Here is a 21,990-nt window from a genome sequence, read left to right on the forward strand (position 1 = left end):
TAATTAGTGCTACACTTTCTAGTTTAAATATAGAATAAGAATGTATGTTCTTGTGTAAGTTTCTCATGTCTTTTCTCTTTTTGCAATCCTAACTTTCTCTTTAATTATCATAAAATTGCGAAAAAATAATACCCTTTTATTGCTTTAGTGTGATAAAATACAAACTATCATTCTGTTATTAACTAAAAAGGAGTGCACATTTTGATTATTCAACCATCTAAAAAAATGTCTTTATTTACAAAAGCTATTTTTGGTGACCTAAAAAATGCAGCAAAGCAGCAGCAACTACTCGGCAAATCGATAATCGATTTAAGTTTAGGAAGCCCTGACCTTCCCCCACATGCTAAAATTCGTGAGCAATTAGCTACAAAAGCTAGTCAAGCCTCCTCCTATGGCTATACATTAACAGGTACACAGCGCTTTTACGAAGCTGTTAGCCGTTATTATAAACGTCGTAACCACGTCGATTTAGATCCCGCTTCCGAAATCATTCAAACAATCGGCTCACAAGAGGGCTTAGTTCACTTACCAATTGCCTTTTGCGATCCTGGTGATATCGTGTTATCAACAAATCCAGCCTACGTTGCGTATGATGCAGGTATTCATTTAGCCGGAGCAACGCCCTACTACATGCCACAAACAGCTGATAACAACTATTTACCTGATGTCGATGCTGTTCCTGAAGATATTGCTCAAAAAGCAAAGCTTATGATTTTAAATTTACCTGGCAATCCTGTCCCAGCGATGCCTTCAATTGCTTATTTTGAGAAAGTAATTGCCTTTGCCAAAAAGTATAATATTATCGTGCTACATGATGCCGCCTATTCTGAATTTTATTTTACAGGTGATGGACCCATTAGCTTTTTAGCCGCTCCAGGTGCAAAAGAGGTTGGCTTAGAAATTAACTCATTATCAAAAAGCTTTAGCTTAGCAGGGACACGCATCGCCTACATCGCAGGCAATGCCGAAATGATTGCCATATTGAAACAGTTAAAATCTAACTTAGATTTCGGCATTTTTGAAGCAATTCAAGAAGCTGCAATCGTTGCTCTGGATCATGCAGAAGAAATAACGGCTAATTTGCGAAAGGTTTTTGCAGAGCGTCATCACACATTAATGAATGGCTTAGTCGATTTAGGCTGGGAGGTCGCTCCATCAAACGGTGGCATGTTTGTTTGGGCACGTTATCCGTATGACATGGACTGCACCGAATTAGCTTTCCAGCTCATTGAACAAATAGGTATCGTCACTGTACCAGGTACGATATTCGGTACCGCTGGACAAGGCTATTTGCGTTTAGCGCTTGTACAGCCAAATGAGGTGCTCAAAGAAGCCATTCAACGTTTAGCACAAATACACGTGACGTCCTCATAAACGAAAGGAGATGCCCACAAAAAAGTGGCTCATCTCCTTTTTATCGTTTACAAATCATATTTTTGCTTATTTTCATCTTCATAATGATTATAACGTTGTTTGAACAATGTAAATAAATGTGTGACAAGCACTTTTAAAATCGCATAGCCTGGAATACCAAGTACCACCCCTGGCACACCGAATAACGAGCCCGCTGTTAAAAGTACAAAAATAATGGTAATGGGATGGATACTCAGCGATTTCCCCATAATTTGTGGTGAGATAAACTTTCCTTCCACAAGCTGCACAATCGTCCACACTACAGCCAGCTTTACTAACATTAAAGGCGATGTCACGAGTGCAATAATGACCGCTGGCGTAATCGCAATAACAGGTCCTAAATAGGGCACAACGCTCGTAATCATCGCTAAGAAGCCAAGTAATAAGGCATATTTCATACCGATAATTAAAAAGCCAATTGTCACCATTGTACCAATACACATAGCCACTAAAATTTGGCCTTGTATGTAGGAGCTAATTTGCTTGTCCATATCGTGCAAAATCGCATGAATTTCTTTGCGGGCACGTGGTGGGCAAATTTTCAGCATAAACTGTGGTAATTTTTCGCCATCCTTTAATAAATAAAACAAAATAAATGGCACAGTCACAAGTGATAACACAATACCTGTCAATGTAGAAACAAAACCTGTAATGCCTGAAGCGACACCTTGTGCCAAATTGGATACCGTATTTTTTACAGTCGTCATCGTTTCTGTTGTAAAGTTATTCACCACATCATTGACATTAATCTTTTCTAAATACTCGGCTACATGTAAATGATTGAAAAAATTCACTGTTTTTTCGGTGAACACCATAAAATAATTTGGGAATTCCTGTACTAAATTGGTGAACTGATCACGTAAAAATGGATATACCAGCACCACTAATAATGTAATAATGCCAATAACGGCGATATACAAAATTAAAATTCCCCATGCTCGTCTAATTCGCCATTTTTCTAATAGCCCTAATAATGGCCGTAGTAAATAATAGGCAATAATCGCCAGCACGCCTGGTAAAATCACGACCTCAAATAATACTTGCAATGGTGTGAAAATAAAGGAGATTTTATCAAACATAAAAATAACACATGCCAGCAATAATAAAATGACGAGTGTAAACAATAAATTTTTACCGCCTAGAAATCGTATAAACTTCGTGGAAAAAAAGTTGGATAGCTCTTTTGGCCTTTCTTTATCCATAACATCACTCCAATCTCTCTATTTCCATCTTACAAGATTTTTTTCATCTACTCTAGCGGAATCCCTAAAAATGTGCGTAAAAAGTCTTTATTTTGCTCAACATCTATCACAATGGATGAACCTGCATGTCGGAAGTTTTGGAAGCCATAACTCCCCTCAATCGGAATTGTCGCTTTATCAATTGTGACTTTTCCCTTCAGTAGCATCTTTAATACTTGCTGCATTTCCTCTGAAGACGAATAATCGGTTGTGACATAGCCTTGTGCTGCTCCCACAAATTTCGGTAAATTCAACAAATTTTTAGGTGTCAGTAGCTCCTCTTTCAACGCCTCCATCACCTTTTGTTGACGTGCCACTCGTCCAAAATCACCCTCTGCATCATGACGGAAACGCGCATAACCTAATAACTCTTGTCCATTTAATTGCTGTACACCCTGCTTCAAAGATACACCAATTTTCTCGGACATATCCTTCTCTACATCCATTTCAACGCCATTTGGTGCTAAAATATCAACAAGTGATTCAAAGTTTTGAAAATCAATCAAGGCATAATGATGAATCGGCAGACCAAACATCTGCTGAAGCGTATCCTTTAATAGCTGTACGCCCCCTAGATAATAGGCCGTATTTAATTTATACGATTGATAGCCTGGAATATCCGCATAAATATCTCGCATAAAAGACACAAGCTTCATGTTATTTGTTCCTTTATTCCAAGATAACACCATCATCGTATCTGTACGGGATTTTTCTTCCCCACGTGTATCAATACCAAGAATTAAATAATTTTCAATCTCCCCTTGTACTGAATCACCTGTAAACACCTCCTGCTTTACTTTCGTATCCTCAGCTAGGGCTAAACCGCTACGATATTGTGTAATACCATAGCCAACTACTACGACCACACAAAGAAACAATAATGTTAAAAAGATGCGCCCCTTGCGTAGACGACGTTTTGGTGGACGCTGTGAACGTCTCGTATATTCTTGCTCATTCATTCAAAAAACTCCTCTAACATTAATATAGTAATGTAACGATTCACTATGACGGAAAGTTTCATCCTCTTAAATTAAATGCTATACTAATCACCATAGAAAGGATGATTATAATGATAGAAAAAGCAGCATTTGCTGGCGGTTGTTTTTGGTGTATGGTCAAACCCTTTGTCGAATGGGATGGCATACATAAGGTAACTTCTGGTTATATGGGTGGACATCTTGACAACCCAACATATGAAGACGTGAAAAAAGGCACATCTGGTCATTTAGAGGTGGTCGAAATTGAATTCGATTCAGCCATCTTTAGCTATGAGAAGCTACTTGATATTTATTGGATGCAAATCGACCCAACCGATGCTTATGGGCAGTTTCACGACCGTGGTGAGTCGTATACAACAGCGATATTCACCTATTCGGATGAACAAAAACGCATAGCAGAGGCTTCTAAAGAACAGCTTGCCCAAAGTGGTCGCTTTGATAAACCAATCGTCACAGTGATTCGCGATGCAGAAACGTTCTACCCTGCGGAGGACTATCATCAAGACTATTATAAAAAAGAGGAAACGCATTATAAAGAAGACCGCCAAAAATCAGGGCGCGATGAATTTATTGCACAGCATTGGGAAAAATAGCTACAGCACCCGAACGATTTAATGTCATTCGGGTGTACTGTTTTCTTTAGTATTCTATACGATGGATACTATATTTCAATTTATGAAGGACTACAAGGGAGTCATTTTCTTTGATTTAGATGGAGCACGTTTAAATAAGCAGCCTCAAATAATGCGCCCTTACCTGTAATCGATCCAACGTTATATACAACAGTCAGTATCAATATGTTGTATTTATTTAGTGCAAACATTGAGTATGATATTGTGCTGAAAGAAAAATTTGAAGAAACGCTGACCTTCTACCATGATAGTCCATTTTCTATGACGATTGTTAATAAGTGTCGGTCAAAAAAAGCGGACATTGAAAACTAACTAAAGCATCTTTTTAAACCAATCCCTCTATCCAAAATAGTATTGAGAAATTAACTCAATAAACGCTTGCTCAAGTGCACCCTTCCTTTTCACCATAATATATGTCGAAGTAGTAGGAAGTGGGAAAAGATCAAAATAGGGTTGCATTAATCTCCCTTCTAATAACTCACGTCTGACAATTGAATAAGGTAAAAAAGAGACACCAAGCCCCTCCTGAATAAAGCGTTTAACAATATGAGCCTGTGTCACCTTCATTGTGCGTATATGCTTGACATGTTTGGTGAGCTGCGTTAATAAATCCGTCCAAAACAGCGGATGATGATGTGTAAAAATATACTCTTTCTGTAAGACATCCATTACATCAATAGGCGGTCCACTTTCTTCATCATATATATCAGGTGGAATCACAAACAGAATAGGGTCCTCATATATGCATATAGATTCTATATTTTTTAATTTCGTATTGATTGCTGAAATACCTAAATGCACGTCCCCACTTTCAACAAGTTGTTCGATATCCGCTGATTCCTCCACTCGAATCGTCATTTCCACGTCAGGATGCTTCTCCATAAATGTTCGCAAGATATACGGCAATATCGTTTCTGCCATTAATGGAGAAATCGCAATTGTCCAATTTTTATGAAAGCCTTGTGAAAAGGCATGCACCCGCTTCACACTCATTTCCATCTGATCTACAAGCTGCTTGGCCTCTTGATAAAAAAGCTTACCAGCATCGGTCAATGTCACACGATTATTCACTCGATCAAAGAGCTTTGTCCCAAGGTATTCCTCTAATAACCGAATATGTACCGTGACACTTGGCTGAGAAATGATTAATTTCTCTGAGGCTTGACGAAAATTAGTCGTTTCAGCTGCGACAATAAAAGTTTGCAACCATTGAAATTCCATGCTATCGCTCCTTTATAATTAAAAATAGTAATCATTTTAATATAAAATAGTTAATTTCTATAATTATAAATGATTGCTACACTAAAACAAAAGGAGGAATACACATGTTTAGCAAAGGATTAAAGGATGTTGTAGCTGTTCAAACACACATTGCATCTGTTGACGGAGAGATTGGTGAATTACGCTATCGGGGTGTTTTAGTAAATGAGCTAATTCCCGCTCACTCATTTGAAGAAATTGCTTATTTTATTTGGCATGGGGAATTACCTACTGAACAGAACCTCAAGTATTTGGAAAATGAATTACGAAAAGGTAGAGATTTACCATCCCATGTACAGACAGTTCTTGACGCTTTGCCAATGGATGTATCCATTATGGATGCCTTACGTACAGCAGTTTCAGCCTTTTGCCACACACATTTTTTAACTAAATCGATGAACGAACAGGCGATTATACTGACCGCTGCTATGCCAGTTATCGCTGCAAGACATTATCGAAAGCAGCAAGGGGTAGCTGCTATTAACCCCAATCCACAATTATCACATATAGCGAATTACTTATGGATGCTCACTGGGAAAATACCTACGTCAATACAAGTAGAGGCACTTGAAACCTATTTGACCTTAACGATGGAGCATGGCTTAAATGCGGCTACGTTTGCTGCACGTGTCACCATTTCGACAGAATCAGATCTAACAGCAGCTATCACCTCTGCCATTGGGACAATGAAAGGTCCTTTGCACGGTGGAGCACCTTCTGGAGTGATTGCATTACTTGAAGAAATCGGCACACAAGAACATATCAAACAAGTAGTCGAAGGAAAGCTTCAAAGAAAAGAAAAGCTTATGGGGTTTGGTCATCGAATTTATAAAACAGAGGATCCACGTTCGATTTTACTACGTGATAAATGCACAAGTATGTATGGTCAAGATGCATGGTTAGACTTAGCCACAGTCGCTGAAAAAGAAATCACTACATTACTGGAGCAGTATAAACCTGGTCGTAAGCTCTACACAAACGTGGAATATTATGCAGCAGCCATTATGCGTTCGATTGATATGCCACCAGCATTATTTACACCAACATTCAGTATGGCTAGAATCATCGGCTGGACAGCACATGCGATTGAGCAGCTACAGGATAATACAATTTTCCGACCTCAATCTGAATATATAGGGAACAAATAGAAAAATAAGGACTGTTGGAAATTGACTTCCTACAGTCCTTTTCCTTCATTATGAAATACGATAGCTTGCAATTGCTTTGCCTGCTCTTTCGTTAATCTACCATAGCCATTTTCTGCCCCATGGATAACCGTTGCTATACCGTTCGCTTCAAACCAAATTTGATAAATTGCTAATTTTTCTGGCATATTGGGGTCTAGTTCAAAAAATAGTGTTGCTTGAACATCCTCTCTCCTTACCATTTCAGCTTTTACTTGGTACTCCCATTGAATCGCTGCAAATAGACTGCGTAACTGGTTAACCGTCTCTTGATCTGCTAAGACAATCGTTTCTCCATCACTACCATCTGGCTGCATGACGGTCACATCTACTCGTGTAAGCGACGATATTGACATCGGTTCTTCATGAACACCACATCCCACTAACAGCAGTAGCCAAAAGATAGACAGAGCCATCCTTCGTTTTATCATGTTGAAACACTCCTTTTGAATCTTTTCATTAGTTCACTTTCTTTTCAATCCATATACTAGCAACACCTAGACAAAATAATAACAGTACACCACTAAATGTCACTGTTGAAAATTGAACACGAGCATCTATCAATTGAAAAGCAAATGTAAAGACAGGTACAAAGCATAGAGACATCATTACCAAAAAAGTATTGGTGTATTGAATTCCTTTTTGCAATAAATACATTGGCAGCATGACACCAAATAGCGTCAGCAATAAAATCCACATAATATTATCCATCAAATAAGGTAAAATGCGATCATATGTGAGAAAAAAGGAAAGTGAAACAATACCGATATAACGTTTAGCTAAAATCATCGAGCTTGTCCAGCCAAGCTCATTCAATTGCTTAGAATAGATGGAACAACAGACAGCGCCCGCACCACATAGTATACTCGCTATTATTCCTATTACGACCTCTGTCGAAAGCTCCATCGTAACACCCGATTCTCCCACTACTACTGCCATAATTAATACACCACAGGCAAACAATGTCCCCACAGCTATAAACCACTGGCTTTTGGCAATAGCTGTGCGTTGATACAAAGTAATGAGTAAAATAAATAATGGCCCAATGCCCATTTCGAGTGAGCTAACAATGGCTGGTTCAATATACTTTAAAGCAAAATAAAAGCCCATAAAGGTGACAACAGAAGAAAGGTTCAAGCTAAGTAATGGCTGCCATGTTTGTCGCCAGCGTGGCGCTACCTTTTGTCGAAAAGCAAAGCATTGAAAATAGAGACTTGTTACAAAAAAGCTGATACCTGTAAATAAAAAAGGATGAATCCCCTGCACACGGTTTGCATAAAATACTTGGCTAATGGCCGTGATAATAGCCGAACTGATTAAAGCGAGTACACCTACCTTATACCTCTTCATTCACCATTCCCCCTTTTGCTAAAATCAAAAGAAAAAACTTCGCCTCAAAAAAGAGACGAAGTTTGCTTCGCGGTACCACTCTACTTGGTTATCAACTAACCCACCTTAGGCTATAACGGTAGCTGCCGTTTGTGCATACTAGCGTTCTGCACAACATCTCCTAGACGAGTTCAAATAGCTTTCTTATTGCTTCACACCAGCCAGCAACTCTCTGAAAGAATCTACTATTCTACTACTTCTAATCCTTGACATTACTATTTTTACTATCCTATATTTTTTTACAACTGTTGTCAAATACATTTATACTAGAAATGACTGCATGGCCTCAAAAAAGCGTTGACCGTATTTTTCAAATTTCACATCACCAATTCCACTCACACGGCGTAAACCTTCAAGCATCTGTGGTTTTTTCTCACATAACTCTCGTAATGTCTTATCAGAAAAAACAACGAATGGCGGGACACGCTCCTCATCTGCAATTTGTTTACGCAGTACACGCAAATGCTCAAACAATGGATCATCCACTGCAATTTGTCGAACAACGATAGCTTCCTTCCGTGTGACAATGCGCCTACCGAGCAAGACTTGTTTTCCTTCCTCTGGTACATAAATCGTCGGAAATGTACCATGCTGAACAGCCAGCACCCCTTCAGCAATTAAAAATTCCATAAAGCTCAACACATCTTTTGACGAATACTGCCCCTTTAAAATGCCATACGTTGATAGCTTCGCAAAGCCAAAATCATTGATTTTTTGATTTTTTGAGCCAACTAATACTTGAGCAACCATCGTTTTGCCAAATTTTTGCCCCATGCGTACGACACACGCTAACACCTTTTGCGCATCGACTGTCACATCTGTTACAGCTCGTCCATCATTACAGTTACTACAACGTCCACAAGGCTCCACAGCTTGGTCAGCAAAATAAATTAAAATGGCATTTTGTAGACATCCCTCGGTATGACAGTAGTCCACCATCGTTTGTAGCTTCTTTAATTCCTGCGTAATACGTGTTTCATCCTGTGTTTGCTCAATTAAGAAGCGCTGTGTCTGTACATCGCCTGACGCATACAGCAAAATACAGGTGCTCGGCAAGCCATCTCGTCCTGCTCGCCCTGCCTCCTGATAATAGCTCTCCATATTACGTGGCATTTGATAATGAATGACAAAGCGCACATTACTTTTATCAATCCCCATTCCAAAGGCATTGGTTGCAATCATCACACGCGCCTCATCCTTTAAAAAACGCTCCTGCTCAGCCATTCGCATATCCTCGGACAAGCCTGCATGATATTTCGCAACAGCTTCACCCGACCGACTAAGCACATCATATAGCGCATCTACTGCCTTGCGTGTTGCCGCATAGATAATACCTGCCTCCTGCTGATTTTTCGCTAAATACTGTTTAATATAACGTTCCTTATTTTCTCCAATTAAGACTGAGAACGCTAAATTTTCACGTGCAAAGCCTGTCATCACTGTTGCCTGCTCATCAATGGATAAAAGGGTACGAATATCATCACATACAGCTGGTGTTGCCGTTGCAGTTAACGCTAGCACAGTCGGCTTCTTTGGCCATAATGTAAATAGTTTTTGAATAGCACGATAGCTCGGTCGAAAATCATGTCCCCACTGTGAAATACAATGTGCTTCATCGACCGCCAGTAATGGCACAGGTAAATGAGATAACACTTGTAAAAAGGAAGGGCTCTCCAATCGCTCTGGTGCAATATACAAGAGCTTCAAATAGCCCATACTTGCTAGCTGCATCGTCTCCTCTACTTCCTGTGTTGACAACGTACTATTAATATAAGCAGCTGGAATATTCGCTGTCCGTAATGCCTCCACTTGATCCTGCATTAAGGAAATAAGCGGTGAAATGACAATCGTTAAACCATCTAACATTAATGCTGGAATTTGATAGCAAATGGATTTGCCACCACCCGTTGGCATCACACAAAGACTCGATTGACCGTATAATGTTTGCTCAATAATTTGTTCCTGTCCTTGTCGAAATGTATCATAGCCAAAATGATGCTGTAACATTTGCCTTGCTTGCTCTAACAATTCACTCACTCCTTTATGGTCAAATTCGTCATTTGGTAATCGCCTTGGCTATTTTTCTGCATCTCATACAAAGTAGTAGCACTTGCTGTTGCCTCTTGCCCTGCTGCATTTGTCAGCATGTACGCTGTTTTCACACGTGCCTTTATGGTTTGTCCTACGACTTCAATTTGCTGAATGGTTGTTTGAGAAAAACGGATTTTTGCTTTCTTGGATGCGTAGTACTTGACCATATCATCTACTTTTTGTTGAAGAACTTCTGTACCAATCATCACTGTCATCGTACTCGTATCCTGCCTATCTACAGCTATTTTTAATTGTTTATGAAAAGCATCTAAAAACACTTGAATTTCATCACGCTGATACGCAAAAATATTGGTTCCATATTGCTCAACTGCTTGCTGGACAATCGCTTGATCACCCTCTTCTAGATAAGGTAATAAGCGTTGAGATTGCACTAAACGGACTTTGGGTTCCATGCCCTCATTGATCCATTCTTCCAGCAATGGCACAATTTGCTGAATCGCTAATATGTATGGCTGTGTTTCACTCTTTTCTTGACGTGTAAAATAAATGCCAACAAGTGCTCCTGTTTTTTCCTCTAATACTGCACTTCCTAATGGTATTGGTTGCTGTGCATCGATATAATAAGCCGCTACTCTATCATTATATTTTTCAATTGTATAAGGAAAACCATCTGTATAGACAGCAAGCTTGTCCAAATGACCTGTATACATAACAGGTAAACTGACTGTTGCAGGATAATTCACTTTTAGCAAAGCAATATTATGGGCTGTAGACATATAATGAATATCCGCTACAACAAGCTGCTGCTGATTCAATTTGACAAAGGCAACGGTATTTGTGGCGACTAATGCTCCATTTGTCAAAATATAGAGCGTATCCTTATCTTGTTTTACGATAATGCCTGCTCCTGCACCATGTTCACCAATAACCTTTACCTCAGGAACAATTTTTTCTTTCTGTTTTACGACAGCCTGTTCGATTTTCGTTTCATTTTTTTTCGGTTGCACAAATTCGGTCACAGCTTGTGGCATACAACCTGTGGTAAGCAACACAATACCGCCAAGCAACAGCATTTTATTCCGCATAACTTCACCAAAACTTTCTTATTGTAGTATCTCCTGATTCCCTATACACATCATATACAACATTGCAAACCCTTTCAAGTTTACATAATATTATTATGTGAGATAAAATCTTTCATTCTATAGATTTTTTCGTTTTATCTCGCTTAATTCATATATAACTGAATTTTGTTAGAATCAAAAAATGAGCGAAATGTTGTGCTTCCCTTATTATGTAAAAAAGGCTGTCTCCAAAAGACAACCTTAGTAAATGAATATCGCTTTATCCAACATCGCTCTATTTTGCACTGGATTTCCTGTAATATATAGCTTTCTTAAATTCGCCAGTTTCACTAATGGCTCAATATTGCTAATTGCGTTATTTTCTAAATGTAGCACCTCAACCTGTTGCCATTTTTCCATAAAATTGAGCGATTGCAATGCACTGTCTTGCAATGTAAAGGACCGCAATGCAGTCATCTCCTGAAAATATGGCATTAATTTATTGCTATCATGTAACCAATCACCACGATTTATTTCAAAGGATGGTTTAGTGAATGTTAAATGCTCTAATGTCTGATTCACAAATGGTTTCTCTCCCACAAGACTAAAAGAACAACTAGCACAAGTTAATGCTTTCACATATTGCAAATGAAATAGTTCGTTTGCCTCTTCTAAAAGGTATGGCTCATTTAGTTTTAATGTATGTAAGCTAGCCATTTTATTGAAGGTGCTAATATTGCTTAATTCTTCACTCCCAAATGTCGAAAACTGCTCTAGCTGTGGAAATTTCACTAACTGTGTGACATCAAATTTCGATGTAAGCTCAATCGTTAAATCTTGTAAAGCAGGCGCTTGTAGTTTAGATAGTAATACATCTTTTACATCTGCCTTCTTTAGATTGGGCGCAGCAATGACTGGTATATCCTCCTCATAATAGCCACTTATTTTTAATTCCGTTAATGAAGCTAGATTTCCTACCGCTTCAAGTGAACTCAATTCAGTATTACTTTCTAAAATTAGCCTTGTTAAAGATGGCTTATTACGAATAGGCTCTAAATTAGGAATGGACGTAGAATTCAAATGTAACAGTTGTAAATTGGGCATGCTTTGTAGAAAATCCAATGTTTTTAAATTTTTTGCATGCACTACAGTCAACTCCCGTAGCTGACTTAATGCGTATAATGCACTAAAATCTGTCGCATCTGTATACGTGATTTTTAAGGATTGTAAATTAGTGAGCGCAGATAACCAATGAAAATCATCTATATAATTGATAGCAAATGATGTTAGTTTTAGCTGATTCAGTATGTGAAAATCGGTCACGGATTCATCCACATAGGTTATATATAGTGACTGCAAATTTGGAAAGTCTGCTAATAAAGCAAGTTCACTATTATTGCGAATTTGTACAGAAAGCTCCGTGATTTTCGATTTGTCTCCTATAAACTCCACAATTCTCGCAAATGATTCATTGAAAGCACCTGAATAGCTTTTTAAGCCTTTTACATGCGCAAAGCTTAATTGCTCACTTTGCTGAATGTCATATTCATCATCTAGCCTCAACTTCGTTAATCCTGTAAAAGCTTCAAAATCCTTCTGCTCAATTCTTTCTTTATTCAACAGCTTATCCATTAAGGTATAGTCGATTATTTCAACCTGCTTATTTGAAAATGGGTCATCAAAGCTATATTCAAAATGCCACTGATCCTCTAATTTATGGGCAAAAAAATAACGAATGGTCGCCATTTCCTCTTCCGTTGGCAATGCATCCCCTTTATTGAAAATATCCTTCAAGAAGAAAAGCAGTGCCTTACTTTCAGGCATTGTACGAACCGCCATTTGTACTTTATCATCTGTATTGGTTTTTGTATCCATAAAAAAAAAGTACACCATCAATGCCAGCACAATTATCAATGGAAGAAGGAATAAAGCCTTTAAATTAGGTTTAGCATGGGAGGCACGTTGGTTAGGCACGTCTCCATAATAATGATTAATTGTTTGGTTAATATAATAAACTTTATTTTCCTTTATTAATAATTCCGTTTCACAGTAAGGACACTTTAATGTCTGCCCCTCTTTATAGTTCAGCTTGCCATGACAATTCGGGCAAGTTAATTTCACAAATGCCATCCATAGCCCTCCTTTTCGCTTAATTGTATTAAATCAAATTTTTATGTGGATAAAAATAGGATAAGATACCCTATTGTATTCATTTACGTTGGGCGGTAAGGAGAGGTTTCGTGTCTGCTTGTATTTTTGTTCCTAACTTATGTATTAAATCAAAACAAAAGGGCAAAAACATGGATGTTCTGCCCTTTGACCTTTTACATTTCTTGTGGTGCTGCAATACCTAATAGGGCTAATGCTTCTGCTAGTACAATGGCTACACATTGACAAAGGGCAATTCTAGTTGAGAATAACGCATCTTCTGCAACTATTTTTTGCTGTGCATAGTATTTATTAAAGTAACGTGCCAATTGTAAAGCATATTTCGCTATTTGTGATGGATCTGCCTGTTCATAGGCATAGCCAACCGTTTTTGGAAATTGCTCTAGCCATAAAATAATCGGCCATGCATGGCTCCCTAATACTTCGAATGTCGCAGGTGTTGATACAGGTGCGACTTTTCTTAAAATAGAAGAAATACGTGCATACGTATATTGAATATAGGGCGCTGTCTCCCCTTCAAAATTCATCATTTGCTCTAGTGAAAAATCAATATCGTGTAGACGGTCATGCTTTAAATCATTGAATATAACAGCGCCTACACCAACTTGTTTCGCTACCTCATCTGGGTTGTCTAGCATTGGATTTTTTTCTTCAATATTGCGCTTCGCTGTAGCAATCGCTTCTCGTAAAACATCAGCTAACAACACAACCTTCCCTTTACGTGTGGACATTTTCTTGCCATCCTTCAATATCATGCCGAATGGGATATGTTGTAAATGTTGTGCCCAATCATAGCCCATCTTGTGAATAACCTGAAACAATTGCTGAAAATGAAGGGTTTGCTCGTTACCAACAACATAAAAAATTTTTTGTGGTTGATACTGTTGCTTACGGTAGAAGGCAGCTGCTAAATCACGTGTTGCATATAATGTGGCGCCATCTGTTTTTTTAATTAAACATGGTGGCATTTGCTCTAGCTCCACCACATAAGCCCCATCTGATTCGACTAATAAATGCTTATCCTCCAGCTCTTGCACAACAGAAGCCATTTTATCGTTGTAAAAAGCCTCACCCGCAAATGAATCAAATGGAATACCTAGTAATTGATAGATGGCTTGAAATTCCTCTAATGAGACCTCTCTAAACCACTGCCATAAAGCAAGTGCCTCCTCATCTCCGTCCTCCAATGCTTTAAATGCTACTCGGGCCTCTTCATTTAACACATCATCCTGCTCTGCTTCTTCATGGAAACGTACATAAATTTTTAATAGTTCTTCAATGGGCGAGGCTTCAATCGCTTGTTGATTGCCCCAACGCTGATAGGCAACAATTAGTTTACCAAATTGAGTCCCCCAATCGCCTAAATGATTGATACGTACCGCCGTTAAACCGTTTTTTTCAGCGATATTAGCAAGCGCATTGCCGATTACCGTAGAACGTAAATGCCCCATTGAAAAAGGTTTTGCAATATTTGGCGAGGAAAAATCAATCACAACTCGCTCCTGTGTCTTTGACTTTGCCCCATATTGATGTTGCTCCGCCATAATAGTCTGTAGCACTTGCTGAGTCATCATCGACTGATTGAAAAAAATATTCACATAGCCGCCTACGACTTGACTCTCTTGTATCGTATCACCTTGCAGTTTCTTTTGTAGCTCTATTGCAATCACATTAGGTGATTTTTTCAGCTTTTTAGCTAATGTGAAGCATGGAAATGCCAAATCTCCTAAAGCCACATTTTTTGGTTTTTCTACTAGCTGTTGTACTTCCTGTTCTGTTAATTGTCTATCCAATGCGGTGACAATACTTTGAATAATTTGTGCTTGCATGGTATATCCTCCTCCATAAAATGAAATAAAAAAAGCCCTCGCCTCTAAATAAGAGACGAGAGCATAGTTTCCCGTGGTACCACTCTAGTTGCCATTTTACATGACCACTTTCCATTGTTAACGAGGTGACGCCCCGATGTTCTCTACTAACGATTTCAAGAACCTTCTCCAAAGTGCGTTTCATTTAGCATCCCCGTATTAGGCTCCCACCATCCCTAACTCGCTTGTCAGTTTCCTGCTAAATTACTCTCTTTTTCATCGAATTTTACTTTTTCCATATATTACAGGAGGTTTCACATCAAGTCAATCCTTTTCCAATGTAAATTTCGCTACTAGTGCATGTAACTCATTGGCAATTTGGACAAGTTCCTCTGAATTATGTACAATCTCTCCAATGGAAGCCGTAGATGTGTGCACTAATGCAGATGTATTTTCAACACCTGCCTGTGCTTCCTCCGTCACTGCCACCACCGCTTCAATCGAATGCTGGACATGACTGCTATGGTTAGTCATGTCCTGTAATTCCTTCTCCATTCCTTGCGTCTGCTGCTGCATATGCTCCACGGTTTTATAAATATCGCCAAATGTAGCACCTGTCAATTGCAGTCGTTTCGTTCCTTCTTCTGCCTCTTTGTAACTCTTCTGTAAGGCATGTACAACAATAGTCGATTCTTGTTGAATATTTGACACAATTTGTGCAATTTTCACAACGGTCGTTTTAACTTCATCTGCTAATTTACGCACCTCATCTGCTACTACAGCAAAGCCTTTGCCATGTTCGCCTGCACGTGCCGCTTCAATAGCTGCATTTAAAGCCAATAAATTGGTCTGCTCAGCAATTTCTTGAATACTCGTTACAAAGTTTGAAATTTCTCGTGTTTGCCTATCCAATTTGCCTACCTGTTCAACCGATTGACGAACTTCTTCGTGCAAAATTTGCATCTGCTGCTCCGAGGATGTAATTTGCTCTACACCTGTCTCTGTTAAATCAATAATGGCCATGGATTCCTTTGTTAAAACTTCTCCCTTTTGAGCGGTTTGCTGGATTTGATGGGCAAAATGCTCCATCGTTTCATTCATCGTTGTCGTAGAAATCGTTTGCTCCACTGAACCTGAAGCCAGCTCCTCCATCGTTTGCTCAATCACACCATTGCTCTGTTTAATTTCCTCCGCATAACGAAGCTGTTGATTGGACATCGTTAAAAGCTGTGATGCATTTTGATTCATACTACGAATGACAAGCTTTAAATTATTAGTCATCAACTGCACAGCCTGCATAATCGTGCCAATTTCATCTTTTGAACGCGTGTCAATTTGGACTGATAAATCGCCTTCTCCAATACGATGCACTTGTGTAGCCAGTAATTTTAACGGTTTGACTAAACGAGACGATAAACGGTACACCATTAAAAAGCTCACTAGTAAAGCAACTGCTATTAAAATCACTAAGTTTCGCTTTTGCTGTGCCATCTTTTCATAAATATCGGTTGCATCCAAATCAGCCCCTACAAGACCAATGACCTCTCCTTTTTGGGACAACATTGGTACAAAAACCGAAATGAGCGCACCATATTCTGGATCGACCGCCATGGTAGAATGTGTTTCTCCTGTTTGATAAGCCGCTTTCATCACAGGCACTAAATCTGGATTATCTTCGACATCACCCAATAAAGATTCATCTTCATCCCCAACAGGCATACCATCCACCATATAATGATAGCTATAACCATCTGCTACTTCCTGCCTAGCCATCGTGTACAGATAAGATAAACCTGTAGATTGTCTAAACTCATTTAATGTTTCTCGTAGTGCAAAGTAATAGGATGTATTACTTGTTGCTTCATCCATTGATACTTCTTGTTCATATGTTGTTGTATCAATTTTCATTAACGCTTGTTCGGCAATCGTTTCCGCAATGCTACTTAATGATTGTTCAATTAATTGACGGGAGGACTGATAACTCATCCACGAAATCGTTAAACATGTCACTAATAGTATTGCGGAAAAATAGATTACCATTTTTTGCTGAATACCCCTTCGCATTATGTACACCCCCAACAAATTCCTCTATCCTTCTAATACCCTAGTCACTTTAGCGTACCATTACTTGAACATACTGACTAGCTATCTATTACTGATTTTTGTAATAAAATTTTGCGTTTTGCATAAAAATACTTTTTGCTGTATGTTCTTGTAAAATACTGCTGATGAAACTTCCCTTTATAGACTGTAGAATAGCTTTCATGCTATACTAAAAGCATTGTGAAAAAAAGGAGGAACGTTCATGATTCAAGTAAGTAACGTAGGTCTTCGTTATGGTGATCGTAAACTATTTGAAGACGTCAATATAAAATTCACACCAGGGAACTGCTACGGCTTAATTGGTGCAAATGGTGCGGGGAAATCTACATTTTTAAAAATTTTAGCTGGGGATATTGAGCCACAAGAAGGCCATGTATCGATGGGCAAGGACGAGCGTTTATCTGTCCTCAAACAAAATCACTTTGAATACGATGAACATACTGTATTAGATACCGTGATTATGGGCAATAAGCGTCTTTATGATGTGAAAACAGAAAAAGATGCGATTTATGCAAAAGAAGATTTCTCTGATGAGGATGGTATGCGTGCAGCAGAGCTTGAAGGAGAATTTGCGGAGCTAAACGGCTGGGAAGCAGACTCTGAAGCTGCCACATTATTAAATGGTTTAGGTATTTCCGATGATCTTCATTATATGTTAATGGGTGATTTAGAAGGTTCTGATAAAGTCAAAGTATTATTGGCACAAGCCTTATTTGGTCAACCAGACGTACTATTACTAGATGAACCGACCAACCACCTTGACTTAAAGGCAATCCAATGGTTAGAGGAATTCCTCATTAACTTTGAACATACAGTTATCGTTGTATCCCATGACCGTCACTTCTTAAATAAAGTATGTACACATATTGCAGATTTAGACTTCTCTAAAATCCAATTATATGTAGGAAACTACGATTTTTGGTATGAGTCTTCTCAACTAGCACAAAAAATGGCACAAGATCAAAACTCGAAAAAAGAAGAGAAAATTAAAGAGCTACAAGCCTTTATCGCACGTTTCTCTGCGAATGCTTCTAAATCGAAGCAAGCAACTTCACGTAAAAAAATGCTAGATAAAATTGAATTAGATGATATTAAGCCTTCTAGTCGTAAATATCCATTCATCAATTTCCAAATTGGTCGTGAAATTGGTAATGACGTATTAACAGTAGACGGTTTAACAGCAACACAAGATGGTGAAACGCTATTTAAAGATATTCGTTTTGCCATGAATAAAGAAGACAAAATCATCTTGCTTGGTAGCCCAATGGCAAAAACAGCACTTCTTGATATTTTAATGGAAGAAAAAGAAGCGGATGCGGGTACGTTCAAATGGGGCGTAACAACATCACAAAGCTACTTTGAAAATGACCATGATAAATACTTCCAAGGCTCTGAAAAAACATTAGTGGAATGGCTACGTCAATATTCACCAGATGATGAAACAGAAAGCTTCTTACGTGGCTTCCTAGGTCGTATGCTGTTCTCTGGTGAGGAAGTGAAAAAATCCCCTTCTGTGTTGTCAGGAGGCGAAAAGGTACGTTGTATGTTATCAAAAATGATGTTAGCAACAGCCAATGTTATTTTATTAGATGAACCAACGAACCATCTTGACCTTGAATCGATTCAAGCTTTGAACGAAGGGTTAATCCGCTTCAAAGGCGCAATGATTTTTACATCTCATGACCATCAATTTATCCAAACAATTGCCAACCGCGTGATTGAAATCCGTGAAGACGGCTCCATTTTAGATAAGCAATTAACATATGATGAATTCCTTGAGTGGAAGGATAGTCAAGGGTTGAACTAATCTTCTACTAAATAAAACGGCACACTCTATTTGACGAGGTGCCGTTTTTCTATGACTCCATAACAAACCTTTTATTCTTCAGTCATCCGAATGGTTATTTTTAATTAATCAATTACGCCCCAGCGTAATTGCGTCTGGATTTTTCCGAGTTCGCTCGTATAAAGGAAGTTAGCCTAAAAACATCACATCCTGTGACAACGGCTTGTTACTGTCGCTGCGTTGTACTACGCTTTCGTACAGAAAACATTAACTGACCTACATCGTGTAGGCCCTCAAAATCCATGACACACGGTTTTTCTGTGCGAAAGCGGAGTGAAACGCAGCGTCAGCACATGTTTTTCTGTACCGAAAGCGTTAGCGTCAGGTACAACATCCGCCGGGGCTTTATCTTGATTCAGTGAATGTCTTTTTATTTGCTGCTGACGTTTCACTTTCGCGCAGAAAACATTTGTATCGAAAGCGCAGTGCAATCTTTTTTGTGCGAAAGCGCAGCGTCAGCAACAGATACAGGCGTTTGGACACCCACTGAATGGAAGTAAAAATAGGCATTCATCCCCTCCCTGTAGAGGAAGGGCTCTTCTGTATCTGACGCTCCGCTTTCGATACAAAAAGCATTTGCCGAATCAAGATAAAGGTTTTTTGGCATCTATAATAATGGACACCATTCCTAATTTCTGAATCGAATTTCTTGTGTCGAATCGCAATGACCTGCCTATCTTTCCATCTGCTTCATTCCAGTATGTATAGTGAAAATCTCCGTTGTCATCACAATACTCCAACAAAGTCACCTCAAATCCAGCCATTTCAAATATAGACACAAACGTTTTTGCATCATAGACGATTTTATGTGTGGCTGCTGGATGGTCTGCTGGTCCAGGGCCACCAACTTGAACCATCTGTTGATAGCCATCATGACGAAAATTTTTATCAGGAACCGCACAACGAATGTATCCACCTGGTTTTAAAAATTGATAACAATGCTTAGCAGCTTTTATTCCATCCTCAAGGCTTAAATGCTCCCATACATGTTCAGCTAAAAGTGCATCTATACATGCTGGCGCAGATAATTGATGCCAACTTTCTAAAGACAATAAATTCAGTTCCTCTTCTTGGGTACTAAGCCACCCCTCAAACTTCGTCTCCCCTGCTCCAATCACTATTTTCATAAAGATTTCACCATCCCATTTTCTCTCTATAACCATTCATTCAAACAATGTCATGGGCAAAGACACCCCGATTTCAAAAAGATGCAAATTCTTAAGAAATCTTCATAAATATCCCGTCTAATTATTAATAAATTCCATTTATAATGATAAAGGTCGACAAAGAGCCTCATACACATTTATTCAAAATCTTTTACATGTAATTTATTTTAAAATAGTTAGGAGTATCTCATCTTGGATTTTACAGAAATTCTCAATAATATTCAAATTTTAATGTTGCCAGTTATCGTCATTATAGGTATAGAGTTTTTACTGATTACACTTTATTATTTCTTATATGCTAGAAAGCAGCCTTCAAATCAAATCAAGCGCCTCATTGTTGGTGCCATCTTCATTGGATATATTGTTTTTGTACTTGAGCTAACGGTTATTGGTCGTGGCACCTCGCATTATATGCAGATGAATCTTCAGCCATTCAGTGGCTATATAGACGCATGGAAAAAATATTCTTTACGTGAGCTGCAAAATTGCCTTTTTAATATCGCAATGTTTATTCCATTAGGTTTATTTTTACCTTTTATTAACGCAAAATGGAAGGCTTTTAAATGGTCATTTCTTATTATTTTTAGCGCAACGCTAGCCATCGAAACGTATCAGACTCTTTCAGGAGCAGGTATTTTTGAGCTGGATGATTTAATCAATAATTCACTTGGTGGTATTATAGGCTACCAACTATACATGCTTGGTGCTTCCATTGTCCATCATAAAAAAGTGAAAGTGAAAAGTTTAATTGGCAACCTTGCTATACCACTTTTAATGGGATTGATTTTTATCGGTATGAACATTGTCTATGCTCAACAAGAGTTTGGTCATCTAGCCATTAATGCCTATACAAAATCCAATATGTCAGAGGTTGATGTATCGACTTCATTGGAACTAAGTCCATCACCTACAGTAGCTCCTGTTTACAAAAAAATGAAAAAAAATGACGATGTTGAAGCTCTATTGCAAGAGAAATTAGGCTTATCAGAGCTACGTACACGAACTTTTCGTGATGATCGTGAGCTTCTCTTAGAAAGTCCAACAGGAAATCAATATACGCTATTTATTAGTTCGGAGGGACAATGGTCATTAACGGAGAATCATTACACAGCCGAGCAGGCTTCATCAAACAAACCAATGATGGAGGAGGCAACGGCATTAATGGAAGAGCTTGCTCTACTACCTCAAGATGCTGAATTGACTGTATCGGAAAATGGCTTGTTTGAATGGCAACTTTTAGATCGTCCCGATGTCAATATGAATTATTGGAGTGGTGAAGTACGTCTTGGTCTTAAACCAGACGGTCAAATTTATTCATTAGCGAATGATTTTCATCAAAACCAATTGGTACGAGAAGTGAATATCCTTTCTCCTTTTGAGGTATATGAGCGAATAAAAAATGGTGAATTTCCTCAAATCAAATATAATGCACTTGTACAGGAAGATGAGTTGATTATCAAAAAAGGTGACCAAATTAATGTAGATGCTATAGAACTTTCATATATGTATGACACGAAAGGCTTCTACCAACCTATATACAGAGTGTCTGGAACATTTAATGGCAAGGATTGGTTTACTTTAATTCAAGCAAGAAAATAGTGATGCTATACAGTACCAGCATGATAACAAAATTTCGAGTATACGGACTTTGCTATCATGCTGACA

At 38.5% G+C, this 21,990-nt stretch carries 17 protein-coding genes and 2 other annotated features; of the genes, 5 read left to right on the top strand and 12 right to left on the bottom strand.

Going from position 1 to position 21,990, the window contains the following annotated elements:
* Positions 1 to 201 precede the first annotated feature (201 nt).
* Entirely contained in the window at positions 202 to 1,374 is a 1,173-nt protein-coding gene (locus OPF91_RS11280; RefSeq protein ID WP_264988847.1) for an aminotransferase class I/II-fold pyridoxal phosphate-dependent enzyme, read from the top strand.
* 47 nt (positions 1,375 to 1,421) lie between these two features.
* Here OPF91_RS11280 and OPF91_RS11285 read toward each other — a convergent pair whose 3' ends face one another.
* Both OPF91_RS11285 and OPF91_RS11290 read right to left on the bottom strand, forming a co-directional pair.
* Complete coding sequence (locus tag OPF91_RS11285; RefSeq protein WP_264988848.1) at positions 1,422 to 2,615, bottom strand: AI-2E family transporter; 1,194 nt, start codon at positions 2,613 to 2,615, stop codon at positions 1,422 to 1,424.
* Between the two features lie 47 nt (positions 2,616 to 2,662).
* On the bottom strand, positions 2,663 to 3,613 hold the full coding sequence (locus tag OPF91_RS11290) for an LCP family protein (protein ID WP_264988849.1): 951 nt from the start codon (positions 3,611 to 3,613) through the stop codon (positions 2,663 to 2,665).
* A gap of 110 nt (positions 3,614 to 3,723) precedes the next feature.
* Between OPF91_RS11290 and msrA the strand changes: the two genes are divergently transcribed.
* On the top strand, positions 3,724 to 4,245 hold the full coding sequence (gene msrA / locus OPF91_RS11295) for a peptide-methionine (S)-S-oxide reductase MsrA (protein ID WP_264988850.1): 522 nt from the start codon (positions 3,724 to 3,726) through the stop codon (positions 4,243 to 4,245).
* Between the two features lie 378 nt (positions 4,246 to 4,623).
* Here msrA and OPF91_RS11300 read toward each other — a convergent pair whose 3' ends face one another.
* Positions 4,624 to 5,505 carry a LysR family transcriptional regulator gene (locus tag OPF91_RS11300; protein ID WP_264988851.1) on the bottom strand — a complete coding sequence of 294 codons (882 nt, stop codon included), beginning with the start codon at positions 5,503 to 5,505 and terminating at the stop codon, positions 4,624 to 4,626.
* Positions 5,506 to 5,609: 104 nt separating this feature from the next.
* Between OPF91_RS11300 and OPF91_RS11305 the strand changes: the two genes are divergently transcribed.
* Entirely contained in the window at positions 5,610 to 6,692 is a 1,083-nt protein-coding gene (locus OPF91_RS11305) for a citrate synthase/methylcitrate synthase (RefSeq protein ID WP_264988852.1), read from the top strand.
* Positions 6,693 to 6,721: 29 nt separating this feature from the next.
* On the opposite strand, the gene OPF91_RS11310 is transcribed toward OPF91_RS11305, so the two are convergent.
* The 7 genes from OPF91_RS11310 to OPF91_RS11340 form a co-directional block, all read right to left on the bottom strand.
* Complete coding sequence (locus OPF91_RS11310; protein WP_264988853.1) at positions 6,722 to 7,159, bottom strand: hypothetical protein; 438 nt, start codon at positions 7,157 to 7,159, stop codon at positions 6,722 to 6,724.
* Positions 7,160 to 7,187: 28 nt separating this feature from the next.
* Positions 7,188 to 8,078: an EamA family transporter gene (locus OPF91_RS11315; protein WP_264988854.1), complete on the bottom strand. Its 891-nt coding sequence runs from the start codon at positions 8,076 to 8,078 to the stop codon at positions 7,188 to 7,190.
* A 48-nt stretch (positions 8,079 to 8,126) separates the two neighbouring features.
* Positions 8,127 to 8,333 (bottom strand) — a binding site (T-box leader).
* A gap of 45 nt (positions 8,334 to 8,378) precedes the next feature.
* Positions 8,379 to 10,124 carry a DNA helicase RecQ gene (recQ, locus tag OPF91_RS11320; protein WP_264989151.1) on the bottom strand — a complete coding sequence of 582 codons (1,746 nt, stop codon included), beginning with the start codon at positions 10,122 to 10,124 and terminating at the stop codon, positions 8,379 to 8,381.
* A gap of 26 nt (positions 10,125 to 10,150) precedes the next feature.
* Positions 10,151 to 11,254 carry a TcaA NTF2-like domain-containing protein gene (locus OPF91_RS11325; RefSeq protein ID WP_264988855.1) on the bottom strand — a complete coding sequence of 368 codons (1,104 nt, stop codon included), beginning with the start codon at positions 11,252 to 11,254 and terminating at the stop codon, positions 10,151 to 10,153.
* A gap of 240 nt (positions 11,255 to 11,494) precedes the next feature.
* The gene (locus OPF91_RS11330) at positions 11,495 to 13,363 is read right to left on the bottom strand and encodes a leucine-rich repeat domain-containing protein (protein WP_264988856.1); all 1,869 of its coding nucleotides are present in this window, start codon (positions 13,361 to 13,363) and stop codon (positions 11,495 to 11,497) included.
* Between the two features lie 194 nt (positions 13,364 to 13,557).
* The gene (gene argS / locus OPF91_RS11335; RefSeq protein ID WP_264988857.1) at positions 13,558 to 15,231 is read right to left on the bottom strand and encodes an arginine--tRNA ligase; all 1,674 of its coding nucleotides are present in this window, start codon (positions 15,229 to 15,231) and stop codon (positions 13,558 to 13,560) included.
* 48 nt (positions 15,232 to 15,279) lie between these two features.
* Positions 15,280 to 15,499, bottom strand: a binding site (T-box leader).
* A 35-nt stretch (positions 15,500 to 15,534) separates the two neighbouring features.
* Positions 15,535 to 17,274, bottom strand: a complete 1,740-nt coding sequence (locus OPF91_RS11340) for a methyl-accepting chemotaxis protein (protein WP_264988858.1) — start codon at positions 17,272 to 17,274, stop codon at positions 15,535 to 15,537.
* Positions 17,275 to 17,515: 241 nt separating this feature from the next.
* On the opposite strand from OPF91_RS11340, the gene OPF91_RS11345 reads away from it, so the two are divergent.
* Positions 17,516 to 19,120, top strand: coding sequence for an ABC-F family ATP-binding cassette domain-containing protein (locus tag OPF91_RS11345; protein WP_264988859.1), 1,605 nt, complete (start codon positions 17,516 to 17,518; stop codon positions 19,118 to 19,120).
* Between the two features lie 384 nt (positions 19,121 to 19,504).
* Here OPF91_RS11345 and OPF91_RS11350 read toward each other — a convergent pair whose 3' ends face one another.
* Together OPF91_RS11350 and OPF91_RS11355 are read right to left on the bottom strand one after the other, a co-directional pair.
* Positions 19,505 to 19,669 carry a hypothetical protein gene (locus OPF91_RS11350; protein ID WP_264988860.1) on the bottom strand — a complete coding sequence of 55 codons (165 nt, stop codon included), beginning with the start codon at positions 19,667 to 19,669 and terminating at the stop codon, positions 19,505 to 19,507.
* Positions 19,670 to 19,743: 74 nt separating this feature from the next.
* Positions 19,744 to 20,286 (bottom strand): class I SAM-dependent methyltransferase, encoded by a 543-nt coding sequence (locus OPF91_RS11355; protein WP_264988861.1) that lies wholly within the window; start codon positions 20,284 to 20,286, stop codon positions 19,744 to 19,746.
* A gap of 231 nt (positions 20,287 to 20,517) precedes the next feature.
* Between OPF91_RS11355 and OPF91_RS11360 the strand changes: the two genes are divergently transcribed.
* A complete protein-coding gene (locus OPF91_RS11360) occupies positions 20,518 to 21,924 on the top strand; it encodes a VanZ family protein (protein WP_264988862.1) in 1,407 nt (468 codons plus the stop codon).
* Positions 21,925 to 21,990: the final 66 nt, after the last annotated feature.

This window comes from Lysinibacillus piscis, assembly GCF_026012395.1.
Classification (GTDB): Bacteria; Bacillota; Bacilli; order Bacillales_A; family Planococcaceae; genus Lysinibacillus; species Lysinibacillus piscis.